The sequence below is a fragment of the Bradyrhizobium neotropicale genome, assembly GCF_001641695.1.
GTDB lineage: Bacteria > Pseudomonadota > Alphaproteobacteria > Rhizobiales > Xanthobacteraceae > Bradyrhizobium > Bradyrhizobium neotropicale.
Genome location: NZ_LSEF01000059.1, coordinates 86,847 through 107,383 on the forward strand (window position 1 = coordinate 86,847; position 20,537 = coordinate 107,383).

A 20,537-nucleotide genomic window follows, 5' to 3' on the forward strand; every position below is an offset into this window, starting at 1 on the left:
GCCACACCGAGACCAGCCAGCAGATGACGGAGGACGCGATGTAGGCCAGCGCGGTGGCTTTCATGCCGCCGTGGAACAGGCGGAAGGTTTCCAGGCTGAAGGTCGAGAAGGTGGTGTAGCCGCCGCAGAACCCGGTCATGACGAACTGCCGGTGCTCGGGGCGCGCCAGCAGGCGACCGTCAGGCCCGGTCAGCGTGGCGTAGAAGCCGATGATCAGCGAGCCCGTGGCGTTGATGAACAGCGTCGCGAAGGGGAAGCCCGGTCCGGTGTCGAGCGCGAGACCGACGAGATAGCGTGCCAGGCCGCCGATGATGCTGCCGGCGGCAACCCAGGTATAGAGCCTCGCGCTGCGCCAGCGGTCGGCCGAGGTGGGGACGCTCATGTGCAGCTAACCCCCAAACCGATCCGCAAGGAAGAAGCCGCAACTGACGGACGTAAGGCACAGGCCGACCGAGAACACGATGTTGCCGAGCGCGGAGAGCTGCTCGCCGCTGCGCGCCAGCGTCAGCGTTTGCAGGCTGAAGGAGGACACGGTGGTGTAGCAGCCGAGGAAGCCGGTGACGGCGAACAGCCATGGGTTGGGCGAGGCGAAGACCGAGCCCGGATGTGTCGCCAGCGCGCCGAAAATGCCGATCAGAAACGCGCCGCTGACGTTGATGGTCATGGTGCCCCAGGGAAATGTCTCGCCCATCCGCCGGGCGATCGCGCCGGAGACGAAATAGCGCGCGCATCCTCCGAGCACGCTGCCGATCACGATTGCAACCAATCCGCTCAGCACGTCAGCCCCTCATCTGGTCTGGTGTTCATCATTACCCCTCTGATGTCGCGGCAGGCGCCGTGATGCCGCTGCCGATTGCAAGCAGGCCCGCCAGCGAGACCAGCGCGAAGCCGAGCCCGGCAAGGAACGTGCCGGGCGGACCGTAAGCGTCCCACAGCGCGCCGGCGATGATGCTGGCCGCCAGCATCGCCAGCCCGGTAAACAGGCTGAAATAGCCGAACGCGGTGCCGCGCAGGCTTGGCGGCGCGGCGTCGGCGACGAGGGCCGAGAACAGTCCCTGCGTCAGCCCCATGTGCAGGCCCCACAGTGCGACGCCGAGCGAAAGGCCGGCGAGGCTCGGCAGCAAGGCGAGCGCGAGATCGGCGGCGGCGAGGAGCACGAGGCCAAACGCGAGCAGACCGGTCCGGTTGATCCGGTCGGACAGCACGCCGGCGGGATAGGCGGAGAGCGCGTAAGTGATGTTCATCAGCACCAGCACGGCCGGCACCCACATCGCGTTGAGCCCGATGCTCTGCGCCCGCAGGATCAGGAAGGCCTCGCTGAAGCGCGCGAGCGTGAAGACGACGCCGACCGCCACCACGCGCCAATACACCGCGCCAAGCTGCCGCATCGCAGCGAGGTTGAGCGGATTTTTTGCCGACTCGCGGCTTGCGTCCGGCGTCGGCTCGTTCACCGCGAGCGCGATCAATCCGAAGGACAGGAAGCCCGGCACAATGGCCACCCAGAACACCGCGGTGAAATTGTCGGCGGTCGACCACATCAGCCCGATCGCCGCCAGCGGCCCGACGAAGGCGCCGATGGTGTCGAGCGACTGGCGCAGGCCGAAGCTCGCGCCGCGCAGACCCGGCGGCGCGAGATCGGCGATCAGGGCATCGCGCGGCGCGCCGCGAATGCCTTTGCCGACGCGGTCGATGAAGCGCGCCGCGACCAGCCATCCGGCGCTCGGCGCCAGCGGGAACAGCGGCTTGGTGAAGGCGGCGAGCCCATAGCCGAGGGCCGCGAGCAGTTTGCGTCGCCCGAGCCAGTCCGACAGCGCGCCCGAGAAGATCTTCGTGATCGAGGCGGTCGCCTCGGCGATGCCCTCGATGAAACCGACGGTGAGCGTCGAGGCACCGAGCACGGTGACGAGATAAACCGGCAGAAGCGCGTGGATCATCTCGGAGGAGATATCCATCAGCATCGAAACGAAGCCGAGGACCCAGACCCCCTTCGGGACCCGGCCGAGTGCTGGATTTGCCGTCGTCGTCACGTCTTGCCTTTCGTCATCAGGCAACAAAAAACCCGCCATCGGCGGGTTTGTCCATGCTCCCGCCGAAGGCAGGGCTTCGCATTGCCCCACCTCGAGCAGGAGTCATCAGCCCATCACGGTCGTCGGCCGGCGGGCGGTTATCGGGGGACTCCATCCCCATCGGTCGTGCAAGCCTAGCATGGAAACCGCGGCGGACAATAGTGGCGGCCTCGTCCGTCATTCCGGGTTCGGCTCTTCGAGCCGTCCCGGAATGACTGTGCGTGAGCGATTGCGCAAGCGCGGCGGCGCGACGATGGCGGAGCTGCGGCAGCTTTGCGCAACGGCGCAAATCCCTCATTCGCAAAGGCTAACTCGAATGTGAAGCCGAGCCGATCTTCGCGCTTTGCGGCAGCGCGATTGCATGTCACCATCGCTTCATACGACGGGAGGGCGCGATGCGCTTGCTATTCTCGATCGGGGCTGTGCTGGTTGCCGGCGTGCTCGCCGGTGGGGATGTCGCGAGCGTCGCGGCTCCGGGATCCGGATATCAGCCGCAGCGGCAAGCTGCCGCCGACAAGGATGCCCAGTCGGTCGATGTCGAGCTGATCCTGGCGGTCGACGTCTCCTACTCCATGGACATGGACGAGCTCGCGATCCAGCGCGAAGGCTACGCGCAGGCGATCCAGTCGAAGGAGTTCTTGCAGGCGCTCAAATTGGGTCCCAACGGACGGATCGCGGTGACCTATTTCGAGTGGGCCGCTTCCACCGACCAGAAGATCATCATTCCCTGGCGGGTGATCGACGGACCCGAAACGGCCGATGCGGTCGCCGCCGAGATCATGAAGACGCCGATCCGGCGCGCCTCGCGCACCTCGATCTCCGGCGCGATCGGTTTCGCGATGCCGCTGTTCGACGAGGATCCCTATCATGGGCTTCGCCGCGTGATCGACATCTCCGGCGACGGGCCCAACAATAATGGTGGCCCGGTCACGGTCGCGCGCGATGCGGCGCTCGAGAAGGGCATCGTCATCAACGGCCTGCCGATCATGGTCAAGGAGCCGTCCTACTCGACCATGGATATCGACAATCTCGACTACTACTACGAGGACTGCGTCGTCGGCGGCCCCGGCTCCTTCGTGATCGCGATCAAGGACCGCGAGAAATTCAAGGAGGCGATCCGCACCAAGCTGCTGATGGAGGTCGCCGGCCGTACGCCCGAGCGTCCGGTGAGGCGCGTCGCAGACAAGGAGCCGCGCGTGAACTGCCTGATCGGCGAGAAGATCTGGCAGGACCGCTGGGGACGCTGACGCGCATCTCGAATGAGACTATTTGTCTCACCTCGCCCTTCGGTTGAATTTAACCGCTCGTCAACTACGGCGGCGCCTAATCCAATCGTGTCCAATTGTTTCCATCTGTGTCTGGACATTGCCAATATCCCGAGCGGCATCGGTTTCGTCGAACTTGTCCGTCGCGCAATCCAATGGCCATCGTCACGCAAAGCACCAGCCAGATCTCGCCCGCGATGGAGCGGATGTATCACCAGAGCAATCTGCTCGGTGAATGGAAAGGCAATTGGGCGGGAAACAGCCAGGCCGTCAGCTTCAAGGTCGTGAACATTCGCGGCGCCCGGGCGCAGGTCGAATACACCCATAACGGACGCACCGAGCGCGGCTTCGGCCAGGTCGACGGCGCGACCATCAGCTTCGGCTCGGTCTCGATCGGAACCAAGGACGGCAAGGGTGCGGCGCTCGTGTTCTCCGCGGGTGGCGGCAAGGCGAGCGCCTACCTGAAAAAGCAGGCGCCACCAGCGGACGACAACCGTCTCATTGGAAGCTGGGGCGGTTATTCGGCCGACAACGGCAAGAGCGCAAGTTTTCGCGTGCTCTCCATCAACGGCAAGGAAGCGTTGGTCAGCGTCACAACTGACGGCATCACCCGCCAGGGCACCGGCATGGTCTACAAGAATGTCATCATGTTCGGCCAGGCGCAGATCGCGACGGATGATGGCAAGAACGGCAAGATCATCTACCAGGTCGGCAGCAAGTTCTACACGGTGGGCGTGACGAAGTATCCGCCGGCCGGTTCATCATCCTCGGTGGACAAAACGGCATAGCCGCTCACGGCGCGATCCGCGCGGGTTTGGTCTACGCACTCAATTGCCGGTCGGTTTCCCGAAAGTTGCGGCACGCATCCAACCAGTTGTCATTCGAGTGCCGCATGTGACTGCGGCAGCGCCATGGCGATCGGCGGGACCGTCGGGTGGAGCGCCCGCCTGGCGGAATTGGCTGGCATGCTCACGGGCGCGGCGTCGGATCAACGCGTTTCGAGCGTTACCAGCGTCCGCTCGATCGCGCGGAGGTTCGAAAGTGCCGTCCCGAATGCGTGGTTTCCGATGCGTCGCCAGATCGCCGACGTCTGCTCCATCAGGTCCGGAATCGTCAGCGGAAACTCCGCCGCCTGCTGCAACGCCGCCTTCTCGTTGATGAGATATTCCCCGTTCAACGCAAACAGGACCTGCGCGACGCAGGTGAGCGCGCGGTAGGCGCAGCCCGCGACATGGATCTGATCCTCGCGCAGCGCGGCAAGCTCGGCATTCTCGATGCTGAACAGGATCTCCCACCGGAAGCGCCGGATGAGCGCGTCGCGCAGCGGCTTCGGATAGGGTAGTGCGATCGACTTCAGTTCCGCGATCACCGCGCGCTCGTCGCGCAGCGCCTGACAGCAGGCGATCTCGCCCATCCAGATCGCCGAACAGAAACCGTGCGGATGTCCGGGCTGATAGTCCATGCTGATCTGTCCCGCCCGACAGGCCTCCATTGTGCGCCGGACCGCATCGATGTTCCGGTAGAGCAGATCGACCTTCTGTCCCTCGATCGTCAGCCAGGCGCCGCCGACGATCCACGGTCCCCATTCCCCGACCGAGGTGACCGTCGTCGCCTCCGGATCGTCGGCGAGCTGCCGTGCCGCCTGTTGCAGGCGATCTGTGTCGAGCTTGCGGTTGTCAGAGAAATACAGCCCGATATCGTAGTCGGAGTTTTCGTGCGACGTCCCTCGCGCCCGCGAGCCACCAAGCACGATGGCCTCGACGCCTGCGACGCCGCCAAGCATGGACACGACCCGCTCGATGAGCGGATCGCGGTGGATGTCCGTCTGCGCTGCCATCGGGTGAAGCCTCGCACGGTGCCGTGTGCGTCCGCTGCGGGTATGGTCCTCTTGCGGAGGATGGTCAACTCCGGACGGTGATTGATGGTTCGCATTGCCAACGGGGCTGGCAGCAGGCAAGACTGCCTCATCGTCCTGGCTGGGTGAAATCGATGGCGAACGCCAGACTTGCGCAAACGTCGGATCTTGCCGGGTTGCTCGCGCTGTTCCGCGCCTCCGATGTCAGCGCGAGCGCGGAGTCTCGAGAAAAGACCGAAGAAATCTGGGTAGAGACCCTGGCGCGCGACGATCTTGCGGTGTTCGTCTCGGATGCCGAGGACAGGATCGTCGCCACCTGCATGCTCATCACCGCGCCCAACCTGTTGCGCGGCGGCCGGCGTCACGGCTTTCTCGAGAATGTCGTGACCCATCCCGACTATCAGGGGCGAGGCCACGGACGCGCCGTCGTCGCGGCGGCGCTGACCGAGGCCTGGGCGAAGGACTGTCATCAGGTCCTGATGCAGAGCGGCCGCAAGGACCCGCGCGTGCATCGGTTCTATGAGGCTTGCGGCTTCGTGCCGGGCTTGCGGGTCGGCTATGTCGCGCGACGGCCCGCGCACCCGGCATGAGGCAGATCAGATCCGCGCCTCCAGGATCAGGTTGAAGGGCGTTTCGGCGGCTCGGCGGAAGTGCGTCAAGCCACCTTCGCGCGCGACCTTGCGCAGCCTTGCCTCGCCGGCTTGCGCACCGAGCGCGAGGCCGACCTCCTGATCGAGCGATGCCGGCGTGCAGATCATGGTCGAGGCCGCGTAATAAACCCGCCCGACCGGGTTGAGGTTGTCCTCGAGGCGGTCGCCTGCGAACGGCTCGACCAGCATGCAGGTGCCGTCCTTGGCCATGGATTCGCGTACGTGACTGAGGGCGCCGACAGGGTCGCCCATGTCGTGCAGGCAATCGAAGAAGCAGACGAGATCATAGCCTTCGGCCGGATAGGTCTTGGCCGAATGAACCGCGAAGCTGACCCGATCGCCCAGCTTGGCCTCAGCGGCCGATTTCCGCGCGGCCTCGATCGAGCCCTCGTGATAGTCGAAGCCGTAGAAGCGGGAATTCGGGAATGCCTCCGCCATCAGCCGCGTCGAGACGCCGTGCCCGCAGCCGACATCGGCGACCTTTGCGCCGCGCTTCAGCTTCTCCACGACGCCTTCGAGCGCGGGCAGCCATTCCTGCACCAGATGGTGCTTGTAGCCGGTGCGGAAGAAGCGCGCCGTGCCGCAGAACAGGCATTCGCTGCGCCGGTTCCAGCCGACACCCTTGCCGGACTTGAATGCGTCCGTAACCTTCGGCTCGTCGAGAAACGTCGAGGCAATGACGCTGCCGAACGCGCCGAGGAAAACCGGGCTGTCCTCGTCGGCAAGCGCCATCGCCTGCTCCGGCAGCATCGAGAACTTGCCCGAAGCGGAATCGTATTCGATGTAGCCGGACGCCGCCTGGCTCGCCAGCCATTCGCGGACATAGCGCTCCGTGGTTCCGGTGGCGCTGGCGAGCTCGGAAGAGTTCATCGGTCCCTTGGCGGCGAGGGTACGGTAGAGACCGAGCTTGTCCCCCAGCAGGACCAGCGATGCGTTCATCGCCGCGCCGAACTCGGTGACCAACTTACCCATAAAGGCATTTAACCTGTCGGAATTGATCTCCATCACAGCCTCCATGCAATCTCGGGGCATTTACAGGTCTTGCGCAGTGCCGAACCGCGGCATGGCCGCTCACTTGCGCGAGAGGTGTCTCCGCGGGTCCTCTCCATGGGTCAAGCCGGCGCGCGGCAGGTTCAACGCGTCAGGACGGACGGCCGCCCCGATCGCTTGGCGTCGGCACGAAATCGCCTGGAAGACGCCTCCTTGGAACTGGATGAAGCGATGATGGGCACCGCCTCGCTGGTATTCACGATGCCCGGAGAGTATAATTCTTGAGCTTTTCGACGGTAGCTTGAATGTCCAGCCTTGCAGGTTCTTGCGGTCTCGCAACTCTAGTCGCGGTGCTTTGCTTCGGCGGCGCGCCGGTCCACGCGCAAGTTGCGCCCCTGAGGTATTGGATACCGGGCGGCGCTTTCGGCTTCGGCGACAGTGCCGGCCAGAGCTCCGATACCTACGGCAATTTTCCAAGCTTCAATGCCGGCGATCCAGGCGGGCGCTACAATTTTGCGAACGGCTTCTTTGTCGGGAGCCAGCGCGGCAACATTGGTTGGAACGGCCTCAGCCAGGCGCAATCATCCGGAAATTTTGCTACGCTCTCTTATGAGGGCACGCAGTTCGGTTACAACTACAAGACCGCGGGCGGCATGCCCGTCACGTTCTTTGCCGGTCTCGACACGCTGAAATACGGCAACGGCCTTGGCAGCTCGCTTGCGCCGCTCACCTCCAGCGCCACACCTGGCTACAGCGCGTTCGCGGGTGTCGAATTCAAGCCGACCTCCAACCTCAGCCTGTCGTTCGGGGCCGGCTACACGCAGCAGCAGTCGGGGCGCATGGACAGCGACATCAACTCCTCCATGCTGCCCGGCGAGTCGCCGGTTTTCGGCGGCCTTCGCCGTTAAGACATTATCGCGTAAACCTCGCCACCAATTCCACATGCGGCGTGTGCCGGAATTGGTCGACGGGCACCACTTTGTCGATCTTGTAGCCGCCGTCGATCAGCAGCCGCGCGTCGCGGGCGAAGGTCGCGACGTTGCAGGACACCGCGATCACGACCGGCACCTTGCTCGCTGCGAGCTTGATTGCCTGCGCCTGCGCGCCCTGCCGCGGCGGATCGAACACGACGGCATCGAAGTCGCGGAGCTCCTGCGGCATCAGCGGGCGACGGAACAGGTCGCGCGGCTCGCACCTGATCGGCTTCAGTCCCGGCGTGCGCGCGGCCTTCGCCAGCGCCGCGATCGCAGGGGCGTCACTGTCATAGGCGGCGATGTGCGCCTTTTCCGCGAGCCGGAGCGCGAACGGACCGACGCCGCAGAAGAGGTCGGCGACTTCCTTGGCCTTGCCGAGGCGCATCGCAACCAGCGCCGCAAGCGTCTCCTCGCCCGCCACGGTTGCTTGCAGGAAGGAGCCCGGCGGCAGCGTCACTTCGGCGCGGCCCATCTGCACCGTCGGTGGCAGGCGTTGCAGCACCAGTTCACCGTGCCGCGACAGCCGCGCCAAGCGATGCTGCTCGGCAACGCGTGACAGCGCCGTCACCATCGCTGTCGGCAAGGGGCCGGAGCCGCGCACGTCGACATCGAGGCCGTTTTTGGTCGCCGTGACCTGGATGTCGAGCGGCTTCGTCACCGGCATCCTGGACGTCAGGGGCTCGGCGAGCGCCCAGGCCGCATCGAGCGCGCCGTCGAGCGCGGGATCGAGGATCGGGCAGCGATGGATCGGAATGACGTCATGCGAACTTGCGGCGGCAAAGCCCACCTTGAGGATGTCGTGCGTGCCGAACCGGCCATGCAGCGTGACGCGGCGGCGGCCGGCGCCATGGGCATCGACCAGCGGCGCCACCTCGCATTCGATGCCGGCCTGCGCCAGCGTCTCGACCACGAGGCCGCGCTTCCAGGCGTGATAGGGCTCGGCCGCCCAATGCTGGATCGCGCAGCCGCCGCAGACGCCGAAATGTGGACAGAACGGCTCNTCGATGCGCTCGGGGCTCGCGACGTCGACCGCGAGGAGCTTGCGGCGATCGGGATGATTGCCGGCGACATGCTCGACCTCGACGGTCTCGCCGCCGAGCGCATAGGGTACATAGATCGCCTCGCGCGTGTCGAGGCAGACGCCGTCGCCGCGATGGCCGACGTGATCGATCATCAAGCGCTCAACCACGGCGCGCGCCCAGGAAGAATTCGATATTGCCGTCGCCGCCCTTGATCGGGGACGCAAACACCTCGATGTTGGTGCAGCCGAGCGAGGCGGCGAAGGCCGCGATGTCGTCGCAGATCTCCTGGTGCACGGCGGCGTCGCGGATGACGCCCTTCTTGTTGTGTTTCCGGTCCGCCTCGAACTGCGGCTTGATCAGCGCGAGCAAGCTCATCGGCGCCGCCGCGAGCGACAGTGCCACCGGCAGCACGGTTTTCAATGAGATGAAGCTGACGTCAATGACGACGATGTCGGGCCGTGCCGGAAGCCGCTTGCCCTCATAGCTGCGGATGTCAGTCTCCTCCATCGACACGATCTTGGGATGGCCGCGCAGCGAGGGATGCAACTGCTCGCGTCCGACATCGACCGCGAAGACGAGGCTCGCGCCGTTCGCGAGCAGCACCTCGGTAAAGCCGCCGGTGGAGGCGCCGACGTCGAGGCAGACATGGTCCTCGATGTCGATGGGATAGCGCTCCAGCGCGCCCGCGAGCTTGACGCCGCCGCGCGAGACGAAGGGATGCGCCGGCTCGGCCTGGATCACCGCGTCCTCTGCGATGGTCTCGGAGGGCTTCGCCACCAGTTTGTCGTCGGCGGTGACAAGGCCGGCCTCGATCGCCGCGCGCGCGCGCGCCCGGCTCTCGAACAGGCCGCGCTCGACCAGCAGTACATCCGCGCGCTTGCGGGGAGGGGACATCACGCTCTCCGAAGGACCAGCGCTTATTTAGCAATAAGTCGCGCGGCCGCCATCCGGACGCAAGCCTCGAACGCTGCAAGATCATGCCAGACGTCGACCGGTATCTCGGCCGGCGTCACCAGCGGACAGCCGTGCAGCTCCAGCGCATGGACCATCATGAGATTGTCGACGAGGCCAAAATCCTCGACGGTCAGGCCCTGCGCATCGACCAGCCGCCCGTTTTCGGACGTAAGGTCGATGAAGCGGCCGACGCGGTCGGCGTAGACGGCGCCGTCATTGGAGTAGGCGAGACAGAACTTGCCGCGGCCGGCCATGTAGCCGAGTTCGTAGACGGTTCCGGGATCGGCACCTGCGCCGCGGAACGGCGTGAGATTGGCGATGATGGCATCGGCTGCGTCCATCATCGCCTCGTTGCCGCAGAAGATCTGGCGCGAGGCGTCGGGCGCGGTGAGGTCGGCCTCGTTATCGAGGGGATAGAGACCGGTGAGCCCGTGTGCAGCGCAGATCGCAGCCTTGCGCTGGCCGACCTCCACCGCATCCGGCAGGAACACGTCGGGGCCTGCCAGATAGATTTTCATGGAGTGACTGCTCTGAAGAAATCAGACGAGCTACAAGCCGCGGCGAAAACTGCGCTCCCTCCCCCGCTTGCGGGGAAGGACTGGGGAGAGGGGGTCTCCGCAAGCGAGGACCCTCAAGACGATAAAGCCCTCACCCGCCCCTTCGGCATAGCCGAGGCAAGCCTCGGCGTTCTTAGAGGACGGCCGCCGGAGGCGGCCTATGCTCTCCCGCAAGCGGGAGAGGTGAAGGAGGCTCGCCGTCAGGCGAGCTTGACCGTCTCGGTCTTGACGTCCTTGCCGAGCGCCTCGAACGCCTTGGCGACGATGCCCTTGGCGTCGAGACCGGCGCGGGCGTACATCGCGTTCGGCGTGTCGTGGTCCTGGAACACGTCGGGCAGCACCATCGTGCGGAACTTGACCATGCCGCTGTCGAGCACGCCCTGGTCGGTCAGGAACTGTGCGACATGCGAGCCGAAGCCGCCGATCGAGCCTTCCTCGATCGTGATCAGGATCTCGTGGTCGCGGGCGAGCTTGAGCACGAGGTCGGTGTCCAGCGGCTTCATGAAGCGCGCATCAGCGATTGTGGTCGAGAGGCCATGCGCGGCGAGCTCGTCGGCTGCCTTCTCGCATTCGGCCAGACGTGTGCCGAAGGAGAGCAGGGCGATCTTGTTGCCCTGGCGGATCACGCGGCCCTTGCCGATTTCGAGGGGAACGCCGACGTCGGGCATCTCGACGCCGCGGCCTTCGCCGCGCGGATAGCGCAGCGAGCTCGGACGGTCGTTGATCGCGACCTGGGTCGCGACCATGTGCACGAGCTCGGCTTCGTCGGCCGCTGCCATGATCACCATGTTCGGCAGACAGCCGAGATAGGCGTTGTCGAACGAGCCGGCATGTGTCGCACCGTCGGCGCCGACGAGGCCGGCGCGGTCGATGGCGAAGCGGACAGGCAGATTCTGGATCGCGACGTCGTGCACGATCTGGTCGTAGCCGCGCTGCAGGAAGGTCGAGTAGATCGCGCAGAACGGCTTGTAGCCCTCGGTCGCAAGACCGGCGGCAAACGTCACCGCGTGCTGCTCGGCGATACCCACGTCGAAAGTGCGGTCCGGGAACGCCTTGTTGAAGATATCGACGCCGGTGCCTGACGGCATGGCCGCGGTGATGGCGACGATCTTCTCGTCCTTCTCGGCTTCCTTGACGAGGCTCTGGCCGAACACGTTCTGATAGGCCGGCGCATTGGGCTTGGCCTTGACCTGCGTGCCGGTCGCGACGTCGAACTTGACGACGGCGTGGTACTTGTCGGCGGAGGCCTCCGCCGGGCCGTAGCCCTTGCCCTTCTGCGTCACGACGTGGACCAGGATCGGGCCGGTCTCCATGTCGCGCACGTTCTTCAGCACGGGCAGCAGATGGTCGAGATTGTGACCGTCGATCGGGCCGACATAGTAGAAGCCGAGCTCCTCGAACAGCGTGCCGCCGTCCATCATGAAGCCGCGGGAATATTCCTCGACGCGGTTGGCGCGGTTGGCGATGATCTTGGGCAGGCGCTGGTTGATCTGCTTCGCCGCCTCGCGGAGCGTGCGGTAGGTCTTGCCGGAATAGAGCCGCGACAGATAGGCGCTCATGGCGCCGACCGGCGGGGCGATCGACATGTCGTTGTCGTTGAGGATGACGATCAGGCGCGAGTTCATGGCGCCCGCATTGTTCATGGCTTCATAGGCCATGCCGGCCGACATCGCGCCGTCACCGATGACTGCAATAACGTTGTTCTTGCCGCCGGAGAGGTCGCGCGCCACCGCCATGCCGAGGCCGGCAGAGATCGAGGTCGAGGAATGCGCGGCGCCGAACGGATCGTAGTCGCTCTCGCTGCGTTTGGTGAAACCGGACAGGCCGCCGCCGGTGCGCAGCGTGCGGATGCGGTCACGCCGGCCGGTGAGGATCTTGTGCGGGTAGGCCTGGTGGCCGACGTCCCAGATCAGTCGGTCGCGCGGCGTATCGAAGATGTAGTGGATCGCGGTGGTGAGCTCGACGACACCAAGACCCGCGCCGAAGTGGCCGCCGGTCACGGAAACGGCGTCGATGGTCTCCTGCCGCAACTCGTCGGCGACCTGGCGGACCTGCTCAATCTTGAGCTTGCGAAGGTCATCCGGTGTCCGGATGGTGTCGAGAAGCGGCGTTTTACTGTATGCGTTCACGGCGATTTCCAATTTGTCAGCGCCGGAAGGTCATTCCGGCGCGCGATGGGTTTGCACAATATCGGCGCAGCGCGAGTCCTCAACCGTCGGAGCCACCTGCGCGGGGCAAAGCCCCGTCTTCAAGCTTAAGTGAGCTTAAGTGCGTTCCGGTTCAGTCTCTGTGATCCCTGTCACGAAGATCGGCTTCGCCCGTCCCAGCCAATTTCATTAGCGATTTGAAGCGCATATCGCCAGCAAACGGTGCTTACGAAAGGCTTGCAAAAAGCCACAGTGGACGAAGCTTTACACCAAAGCTTCGTCCAAAGCCAACCCGCTGGGCCAATTAGGGGTATGCAGGCGCAACCGGCAGGCCGGCTTGGTTAACCACGGCCCCGGGCGGAACGTTCCTCGCGCCCGGTTCCCTAAAGGGCTTTTGGGGGCGAAATCGAGGAAATTTTTGGCCTCCGGCGCTCCGGAAAGGCTCGCAAGGTTCCAGATGGCTCTTAGGGCATCCGAAAGGATGCCGGATTCACTGCACGTCGAGGGGGGCAGTTCCGGCGGCCTGACCACTGGCATCCGTGGTGATCTTGTCGACGCGCGCCTCGGCCTGGCGCAGAAGTTCCTCGCAGCGGCGCTTCAGGGCCTCGCCGCGCTCGTAGATCGTGACGGATTCCTCGAGCGGCACCTTGCCGTCCTCGAGCCGCTTCACGATCGTTTCGAGTTCCTCGATCGCGCGCTCGAAGGTGAGCCTGGAGACGTCGACTTGGGTATTTTCGGCCATATCCGTTTCCGATTGCCCGATTCACTTACCCCACTGAGAAAGCAGAGTTTTGCGGGCGTAATGTGGCGGGTGTCTTCAGGCGCCCATCAGGGCGCCGACATGTGCCGTAACAGATTCTTTCAACCCTTGCAGATCATAGCCACCCTCGAGCACCGAGACAATTCGGCTACCTGCGGTCTTGTCGGCAAGGTCCATCAGCTTCCGCGTGACCCAGGCGTAGTCCTCCGCGCGCAGGTTCAGCGAAGCCAGCGGATCGCGATAATGCGCATCGAAGCCGGCCGAGATGATGAGGAGCTCGGGGCTGAACTTGGTCAGCTGTGGCAGGATCAGGCTCTCGAACGCATTGCGGAATTCTGGCCCACCGTCCTCCGAGGCGAGCGGAGCGTTGACGATGGTGTCGTGATCGCCGCGCTCGGAGCGGGCACCGGTGCCCGGAAACAGCGGCATCTGGTGGGTCGAGCAGTACATCACGGTCGGATCCGACCAGAAGATATCCTGCGTGCCGTTGCCGTGATGCACGTCGAAATCGACGATGCCGACACGCTCGACGCCGAATTTGCGCTGCGCGTGGCGTGCGGCGATCGCGACATTGTCGAAGAAGCAGAAGCCCATCGGCTTGCCGATCTCGGCGTGATGGCCGGGCGGGCGCACCGCGACGAAGGCGTTGCGATGCTCGCCCGCCATCACCGCTTCGGTGGCGGCGACGGCGCCGCCGACCCCGCGCATCACCGCTTCCCAGGTACCAGGGGACATCGAAGTGTCGCCGTCGATATAGACCTGGCCGCTGGTCGGCGCGATGTGGCGCAGCTCGGTGACGTAATGCTCGTTGTGGCAGAGCGTGACGAGGTCGAGATCGCCCTCGGGCGCCTGGTCGCGCGCCAGAAACTGGAAACGCTCGTGCGACAGCGCTTCCTCCACCGCGCGCAGACGGTCCGGCCGCTCGGGATGTCCCGGCGGCGTGACGTGGTCGAGGCAGGCCTTGTGGGAGAGGAGAAGCGTGCTCATCAGGTCGTGCTCACGAATACGGGCTCTCGATGTCGCTTGGCGCATCCGGCGCCAAAACGCAATGCAAAACCCAATCTATGCGTTTGGCCGGGAATGGCAAACACTGGTCCCGGTTCGGCCCGTTTGATCCGGATCAATTCATGCGCAGGATGCGGGTCGGCGGCAGCGGACCGATCGGCCCGTGCGCCCTGAAGAACGCAAACAGCGCATCGGCATCGTAACCGCCGTATTGCGGTGATGTTCCCTGCTTGGCGACGGTGAAGCCGTCGCCGCCGACGGCGAGGTAGTCGTTGAGGGTGACGCGGTAGCCTTGCGTGGGCTCGATCGGCTTGCCGTCGAGCGTCATCTTGTCTGCAACCACGCGCTCGCCGAACGGCTTTGATGCGTCCCAGGTGTAGCTGAACCCGTTCGAGACCTGGAGGATCCGCGGCCGCTTCGGATCGAGCCATTGCTGCTCCAGCAAATCCTTGAGCTGGCTTCCGGTGAGCGTCATGGTGACGAGGCGGTTGCGGAACGGCTGGCTTGAGAACACATCGCCGAAGGTCACCGCGCCGTTCTCCTTCGGCACGATGTCGGTGCGGATGCCGCCGGGATTGGTGACGGCCATGACGGCGCCGCCGTCCTTGGCATCGCGGGTCGCAAACAACTGTGCATCCGCGATGACGTCGCCGAGCGCGCTTTCGCCGGCCTCGTTCGGCACGCGCGACAGCGTCTGCGTCACCGACCCCGCGGGACGGTTGGCGATCGGCGCCGAAACCTTGTCGTAGGCCTCGATCAGCGCGGTCTGCTCGGGGTCCTTTGCCAGCGAGGCGTTCGCGACGATGACGTTCTCGGCCTTGGCGCCGACGATGTCGCGCGTGGCGGGATCGAGCGTGAGATCGATCGCGGTGACCAGCGTGCCGTACTTGTCACCGCTGGTGACGAGCCGCCCGTCGATTTGGCAAACGTAAGCACGATGCGTGTGGCCGCTGACGACGACGTCAACGGCGCGGTCGAATTTCCTTGCGATCTCGACGATCGGCCCCGTAATGCCTGGGCATTCGTTGTAGTCGCCGGTCGGCTCGCCGCCCTGGTGGATCAGCACCACGATCGCCTCGACGCCGCGCGCCTTCAGTTGCGGCACCAGCGCGTTCGCCGTCTCGGCCTCGTCACGGAATTCGAGCCCGGCAATGCCTTTGGGCGAGACGATGCCGGCGGTCTCTTTCAAGGTCAGCCCGATGAACGCGACAGGGATGCCGTCGAACTCCCTGATCTCGTAGGGCGGCAGGATGCTCTTGCCGGTCGCGGTCTCGATGGTGGAGGCGGCGAGATAGTGGAATTTCGCACCGGTGAAGGGATGCGGCCCCTGACATCCGTCCTCCGGATGACAGCCGCCATTCTGCATCCGCAGCAGCTCGGCCGTGCCTTCGTCGAATTCGTGATTGCCGACCGAGGTGATCGCAAGCCCCATCATCGAGAGCGACTCGATCGACGGCTCGTCGTGAAACATCGCCGACAGGAACGGGCTCGCCCCGATCAGGTCGCCGGCGGCGACGAAGATCGTGTTCTTGTGGCCCTCGCGCAACTGCTTGACCAGCGTCGCCATGTACTCGGCACCACCGGCCGCGACCGGCACCTTCTTGGCCTTGTCCTCGGGATCGCCGATGCGGATGCCGCCCGGCGGCGGCCTCAGGTTGCCGTGAAAGTCGTTGATCGCGAGAATGCGCAGCTCGACGGGCGTAGCCGTCTGTGCAGCAGCGGGCAGGGCGGAAGCGAGCGCCAGTGTGAGGGCGGTAACGATGAGTCGGAACGCGTGTCGCATGGAACCAGACTAGACGTTCGCCGCGAAGATTTCACGAAGCATTGTTGCCCCGCCGTCATTCCGGGGCGCGCAAAGCGCGAGCCCGGAATCCATTCATCCACCAACGCTGCGGTCCAATGGATTCCGGGTTCGCAACTTCGTCGCGCCCCGGAACGACAACCGGATGGTTGACGCCCGCCTACCGCCTCTTCCTGTTCGCAAACGCGTTGAACGAAGCCACGGCCTCGGGCGACTTCAACCGCTCGCCGAACAGGTGGCCTTCCTGGTCGATGCGGCGGGTGAGCTCTTCCGGCGGCATGCGCAGCAATTTGCGCGAGGTCGCGACCGCCTCGGCCGGCAGCCGGCAGATCTCCCGCGCCACCTTGCGCGCTTCAACCTCGGTGTGTCCCGGCGAGACCACGGTGTTGACGAAGCCGGCGGCTTCCGCCTCCGCGGCGGTGAAGGTCCGTCCCATCACCAGCATGGCAAAGGCGCGCTGGTAGCCCATGGTGTTCGGCATCAAGAGGCTGGATGCGCCGACCGGAACCAGCCCGAGATGGATATAGGGCGCGGAAAAAGTAGCGGCCGTCGACGCGAGCACATAGTCGCAATGGAACAGCAGGACGGTGCCTATGCCGATCGCGACGCCGTCCACCGCGGCGATGATCGGCTTGGCGTTGAGAGCGAGCGAATAGAGGAACTTGGCGCCGTTCGTCAGCATCTCCGGGCTCGACGAGTCCGCCGCGAGGAAGTCGTCGATGTCGTCGCCGGCGGTGAACACGCCGGAGCCGCCGGTGATGATCATGCAGCGGATGTCGGGATTGTTCTGCGCGGTGTCGATCGCGTGGCTCATCTCGCGATACATATCCTGCGTGATCGCGTTCTTCTTGCTCGGCCGGCGCAAGGTGATGACGCGCGTTGCGCGTTCCTCCGTCACGATGATGTTGCCGTTCGCCATAAGGATCCCCCGGGCGCCATTGCCGAGTCTCGACGTCTCAGCCTACATGATCTCACAGGCGTGCCAATCCCGCCTCTCAACCTTTTCGACGGTGATCCCTTGCTCTTGGCGCATGACGATGGGCCGGGGTGTGTTCGCACGGGAAAGCCGCGCAGGACTGCTGTGGCGCTACCCCATAAGCGCAATTGCGCATTGCAACAATCGGCTACAATGTTTCATTTGAAAAACCGCTGGTTGTGCGGCACGATCGGCGCCGTCCCTCCGATTTGGCGGAGTGCGCGATTGAAGATTGCCGCAGAGAGCATCGACGAATCCTCACCGCATTATCGCGGCTGGCGCGTCGTGCTTGCCTGCTTTCTGATGGCCTTCTTCATGTTCGGCTTCGGCCTCTACGGGCAGGGCGTCTATCTTTCGGAACTTCAGCGCGCGCATGGTTGGCCGGGCACGCTGGTGTCCGCCGCCAGCACGTTCTCGTTCCTCTTGACCTCCGTCCTCGTCATCTTCACCGACGATCTGCTCGCCCGCGTCGGGCTGCGCTCGCTGATCCTGGGCGGCCTGTCGGCGCTCGGCGCATCGACCATCCTGCTGGCGCTGATGGCGGCGCCATGGCAGCTCTATCTCGCCTACGCGCTGATGTCGCTCGGCTGGACTGGCATGGGCACCGTGGTGATCGCCACCGTGCTCAATTCCTGGTTCGAGCGGCGCCGCGGCCTCGCGCTCAGTCTCGCCTTCAACGGCGCGACCTGCGGCGGCATCGTGCTCGTGCCCGTGCTGCTCACGCTGACCGGCAGCATCGGCTTCCGTTCCGCGATGCTGGCGGCCACCACCGCAATGGTGGTGCTGCTGTTGCCTGTCATCGTGGCCTTCGTCGGCTGGCCGGCCGATGTGTCGCAGCCTTCCCGCGGTGGCGGGTCCGCCGGCGGCAGGCCCGCGGCGCATTCCCGCAAGGCGCTGCTCGGCAACCCGGCGTTCTGGACCATGGTGCTGCCTTTCGCGATCGCGCTGCTGGCGCAGATGGGCTTCATCGTTCACCAGGTGACGTTCCTCGAACCGATCATCGGACGCTCCGCCGCAGGCTTCGCGGTGACCATCATGGCGACGATGGCCGTCGTCGGTCGCCTGTCGCTCGGCCTGTTCGTCGACCGGCTCGATCCGCGGCTTGCAAGCTCAGCGTCGATGACGAGCCAGGCGGCGGCGCTGTTCGTGCTCCTGCAAAGCACGAGCCCGACGGTGCTGCTCGTCTGCTGCGCTGTCTACGGCTTTTCGATCGGCAACATGATCACGTTCCCACCGCTGATCATCCAGCGCGAGATCGGCCGCGACGCCTTCGCGGCCGCGATGGGACTGGGCACGTCGATCAGCGGCATCGTCAGCGCGTTCGGCCCCGGCATCATCGGCCTCGCGCGCAGCCTCACCGGCAACTACACGATGGCGTTCGCGCTTTGCGTCGTGCTCGATCTGGTCGCCGCAGGGATCGTGCTGTGGCGGCCGGGGGCAAGTGCTGAGGGATCGTAGCCGGATCCGTAGGTTGGGTTAGCCCTGGCGGCTGCGCGAAGCGCCGTCCGCTAGGCGTAACCCCACCTCTTCGGCGGCCACAAAAGTGGTGGGTTACGCTTTCGCTAACCCGCCCTACGCGTCCACACTCCTGACGGCCGTTTACCCCAGCAACACCGCATCCGCCGCCGCAACCGACTCCGCGCTCTCCGTCACGGTGTGCTCGAGTGCTCCTGCCTGCACCGTGATGTTCTCGGCGAAGAAGCGGGCGAGCGAGACGTAGCGGGGCGCTTCGGCATTGCCGTCGCCCTTGGCGGCGAGCGCCTCGGCCGCGAGCACGCAGCCGCCGAGCGTGGCGCCGAACTGCTGCAGATAAGGCGTCGCGCCGGCGAGCGCGTCGTTGGGCGCGGAGGCAACGCGCTCCAGCAGCCACTTGCTCGTCCGCGTCAGCGCCGCAAGCGCCTCGCGCAGCTTCATGGGCGTGGTGCCGAAGGCCGGATCGTTGGAAGCTTCGACCTGCTTAACGATGGTGGAAAGCTCGTCGAGCAGCGCCCACACCGCGGCGCCGCCGTTCGCCGCGAGCTTGCGCGTGACGAGGTCGATCGCCTGGATGCCGTTGGTGCCCTCGTAGATCGCGGTGATGCGCGCATCGCGGTAGTGCTGGGCGGCGCCGGTCTCCTCGATGAAGCCCATGCCGCCGTGAACCTGCACGCCGAGATAGGCGACCTCGTTGCCGATATCAGTGGAATAGCCCTTCGCGATCGGCGTCAGCAGCGCCGCGCGCGCGGCGGCATCGGCCCGCACTTTCGGATCCCTGGCGCGCGTGGAGACGTCGATCGCAACCGCCGTGGCGTAGCAGATGGTGCGTGCGGCCGCGGTCTGCGCCCGCATCCGCATCAGCATGCGCTTGACGTCGGGATGGACGAAAATCGCGTCGGAGCCGTCGCCCTTCTTGCCGACGGCGCGGCCCTGCTTGCGCTCCTGCGCGTAGGCGAGCGCCTGCTGATAGGCGCGATCGGCGATGCCGACGCCTTCGAGGCCGACGCCGAGGCGCGCCTGGTTCATCATCGTGAACATGCAGCGCATGCCCTGGTTCTCTTCGCCGATCAGAAAGCCGATCGCGCCGCCATGGTCGCCCATCGTCATGGTGCAGGTGGGGGAGGCATGCATGCCGAGCTTATGCTCGACGCCGCTCGCAAAAATATCGTTGCGTGCGCCGAGCGATCCGTCGGCGTTGACCATGAACTTGGGAACGAGAAAGAGAGAAATGCCCTTGGTGCCGGCGGGCGCGTCCGGCAGGCGCGCCAGCACGAAATGCACGATATTGTCGGTCATGTCGTGCTCACCATAGGTGATGAAGATCTTCGTCCCCTTGATGCGATAGGTGCCGTCCGCCTGCCGCTCGGCGCGGGTGCGGAGCGCGCCGACATCGGAGCCGGCCTGCGACTCGGTGAGCTGCATGGTGCCGGTCCACTCGCCGGTGACGAGCTTCTCCAGATAAACCGTCTTCAGTTCCTCGCTGCCATGCGCCTCCAGCGCCTCGATCGCGGAAGCCGTGAGCAGCGGGCAGAGGCCGAAGGCGATGTTGGAGGCGCTCCAGACCTCGGTGCAGGCGGCGTTGATCGCGAGCGGCAGGCCCTGGCCGCCGAAGGCTTCCGGCCCGGACACCGCGTTCCAGCCGCCGTCGGTCCAGCGCTTGTAGGCATCCGGCCAGCCCGGCGCGGTCGTGACCTTGCCGGCGTCGAGCTTGATGCCGTGCTCGTCGCCGACGCGGTTGAGCGGCGCCAGCACGTCGGTTGCGAACTTGCCGGCTTCCTCCAGCACGGCGGCGACGATTTCGGCGTCGAAATCGCCGTAGTGACCGGCCTCCACGGCGGCCTTCAGGCCCGCGCCGTGGTTGAGCGACAGCAGCATGTCATTGATCGGCGCGCGGTAGGTCATGGCTCACTCCCGTGGACATCGTTGGCGTCGTATTCCCATGAAACGGGGGAGGTCTCAACTGCCGGGACCGCGCAGCCGGTGATCAGGCGGCCAAGCCCGCCGGGAACGGGTCAATCGTCGCGACCATAATGATAATA

The 20,537-nt window shown here is 65.3% G+C and carries 18 protein-coding genes, 2 pseudogenes and 1 riboswitch; of the genes and pseudogenes, 5 read left to right on the forward strand and 15 right to left on the reverse strand.

Features of this window, described 5'->3' with window-relative positions; genetic code table 11:
* The 3 genes and pseudogenes from AXW67_RS19915 to AXW67_RS19925 form a co-directional block, all read right to left on the reverse strand.
* Positions 1 to 382: pseudogene (locus AXW67_RS19915) on the reverse strand (fluoride efflux transporter FluC); the annotation flags it as partial.
* A 6-nt stretch (positions 383 to 388) separates the two neighbouring features.
* Entirely contained in the window at positions 389 to 778 is a 390-nt protein-coding gene (gene crcB, locus AXW67_RS19920) for a fluoride efflux transporter CrcB (RefSeq protein ID WP_063679215.1), read from the reverse strand.
* Positions 779 to 809: 31 nt separating this feature from the next.
* Positions 810 to 2,027, reverse strand: coding sequence for an MFS transporter (locus AXW67_RS19925; RefSeq protein ID WP_145927730.1), 1,218 nt, complete (start codon positions 2,025 to 2,027; stop codon positions 810 to 812).
* A gap of 89 nt (positions 2,028 to 2,116) precedes the next feature.
* Positions 2,117 to 2,194: riboswitch (Fluoride riboswitch) on the reverse strand.
* Between the two features lie 267 nt (positions 2,195 to 2,461).
* Here AXW67_RS19925 and AXW67_RS19930 point away from each other — a divergent pair.
* Both AXW67_RS19930 and AXW67_RS19935 read left to right on the forward strand, forming a co-directional pair.
* The gene (locus tag AXW67_RS19930) at positions 2,462 to 3,313 is read left to right on the forward strand and encodes a DUF1194 domain-containing protein (protein ID WP_063679217.1); all 852 of its coding nucleotides are present in this window, start codon (positions 2,462 to 2,464) and stop codon (positions 3,311 to 3,313) included.
* A 173-nt stretch (positions 3,314 to 3,486) separates the two neighbouring features.
* A complete protein-coding gene (locus tag AXW67_RS19935; RefSeq protein WP_063679218.1) occupies positions 3,487 to 4,119 on the forward strand; it encodes a hypothetical protein in 633 nt (210 codons plus the stop codon).
* 200 nt (positions 4,120 to 4,319) lie between these two features.
* Here AXW67_RS19935 and AXW67_RS19940 read toward each other — a convergent pair whose 3' ends face one another.
* A complete protein-coding gene (locus AXW67_RS19940; RefSeq protein ID WP_063679219.1) occupies positions 4,320 to 5,168 on the reverse strand; it encodes a nucleotidyltransferase domain-containing protein in 849 nt (282 codons plus the stop codon).
* Between the two features lie 152 nt (positions 5,169 to 5,320).
* Between AXW67_RS19940 and AXW67_RS19945 the strand changes: the two genes are divergently transcribed.
* Positions 5,321 to 5,776 carry a GNAT family N-acetyltransferase gene (locus tag AXW67_RS19945; protein WP_063679220.1) on the forward strand — a complete coding sequence of 152 codons (456 nt, stop codon included), beginning with the start codon at positions 5,321 to 5,323 and terminating at the stop codon, positions 5,774 to 5,776.
* Positions 5,777 to 5,782: 6 nt separating this feature from the next.
* Here AXW67_RS19945 and AXW67_RS19950 read toward each other — a convergent pair whose 3' ends face one another.
* Entirely contained in the window at positions 5,783 to 6,841 is a 1,059-nt protein-coding gene (locus AXW67_RS19950) for a class I SAM-dependent methyltransferase (protein ID WP_063679254.1), read from the reverse strand.
* Between the two features lie 290 nt (positions 6,842 to 7,131).
* Between AXW67_RS19950 and AXW67_RS19955 the strand changes: the two genes are divergently transcribed.
* Positions 7,132 to 7,734, forward strand: a complete 603-nt coding sequence (locus AXW67_RS19955; protein WP_063679221.1) for a hypothetical protein — start codon at positions 7,132 to 7,134, stop codon at positions 7,732 to 7,734.
* A 4-nt stretch (positions 7,735 to 7,738) separates the two neighbouring features.
* Here the strand turns inward: AXW67_RS19955 and AXW67_RS19960 are convergent.
* From AXW67_RS19960 to AXW67_RS19995, 9 genes and pseudogenes are all read right to left on the reverse strand, one after another.
* A partial coding sequence (locus tag AXW67_RS19960) for a class I SAM-dependent RNA methyltransferase (RefSeq protein ID WP_245315641.1) occupies positions 7,739 to 8,800 on the reverse strand: 1,062 nt, incomplete at its 5' end.
* Between the two features lies 1 nt (position 8,801).
* Positions 8,802 to 8,989: pseudogene (locus AXW67_RS44170) on the reverse strand (RNA methyltransferase); the annotation flags it as partial.
* Positions 8,982 to 9,716, reverse strand: a complete 735-nt coding sequence (locus AXW67_RS19965) for a TlyA family RNA methyltransferase (RefSeq protein WP_027554311.1) — start codon at positions 9,714 to 9,716, stop codon at positions 8,982 to 8,984. The pseudogene AXW67_RS44170 and the gene AXW67_RS19965, both read right to left, overlap by 8 nt.
* A 23-nt stretch (positions 9,717 to 9,739) precedes the next feature.
* Positions 9,740 to 10,294 (reverse strand): nucleoside 2-deoxyribosyltransferase, encoded by a 555-nt coding sequence (locus AXW67_RS19970; protein ID WP_063679223.1) that lies wholly within the window; start codon positions 10,292 to 10,294, stop codon positions 9,740 to 9,742.
* Between the two features lie 239 nt (positions 10,295 to 10,533).
* Positions 10,534 to 12,462 carry a 1-deoxy-D-xylulose-5-phosphate synthase gene (gene dxs, locus AXW67_RS19975; RefSeq protein ID WP_063679255.1) on the reverse strand — a complete coding sequence of 643 codons (1,929 nt, stop codon included), beginning with the start codon at positions 12,460 to 12,462 and terminating at the stop codon, positions 10,534 to 10,536.
* A gap of 508 nt (positions 12,463 to 12,970) precedes the next feature.
* Positions 12,971 to 13,222 (reverse strand): exodeoxyribonuclease VII small subunit, encoded by a 252-nt coding sequence (locus AXW67_RS19980; protein ID WP_014497196.1) that lies wholly within the window; start codon positions 13,220 to 13,222, stop codon positions 12,971 to 12,973.
* A 75-nt stretch (positions 13,223 to 13,297) separates the two neighbouring features.
* Entirely contained in the window at positions 13,298 to 14,227 is a 930-nt protein-coding gene (locus AXW67_RS19985) for a histone deacetylase family protein (RefSeq protein ID WP_027554316.1), read from the reverse strand.
* 133 nt (positions 14,228 to 14,360) lie between these two features.
* Positions 14,361 to 16,028: a bifunctional metallophosphatase/5'-nucleotidase gene (locus AXW67_RS19990; RefSeq protein WP_063679224.1), complete on the reverse strand. Its 1,668-nt coding sequence runs from the start codon at positions 16,026 to 16,028 to the stop codon at positions 14,361 to 14,363.
* A 178-nt stretch (positions 16,029 to 16,206) separates the two neighbouring features.
* Positions 16,207 to 16,965, reverse strand: a complete 759-nt coding sequence (locus AXW67_RS19995) for an enoyl-CoA hydratase-related protein (protein WP_063679225.1) — start codon at positions 16,963 to 16,965, stop codon at positions 16,207 to 16,209.
* A gap of 282 nt (positions 16,966 to 17,247) precedes the next feature.
* On the opposite strand from AXW67_RS19995, the gene AXW67_RS20000 reads away from it, so the two are divergent.
* Positions 17,248 to 18,480: an MFS transporter gene (locus AXW67_RS20000; protein ID WP_063679226.1), complete on the forward strand. Its 1,233-nt coding sequence runs from the start codon at positions 17,248 to 17,250 to the stop codon at positions 18,478 to 18,480.
* Between the two features lie 141 nt (positions 18,481 to 18,621).
* Here AXW67_RS20000 and AXW67_RS20005 read toward each other — a convergent pair whose 3' ends face one another.
* Complete coding sequence (locus AXW67_RS20005; protein WP_063679227.1) at positions 18,622 to 20,400, reverse strand: acyl-CoA dehydrogenase family protein; 1,779 nt, start codon at positions 20,398 to 20,400, stop codon at positions 18,622 to 18,624.
* Between the last annotated feature and the right edge of the window lie 137 nt (positions 20,401 to 20,537).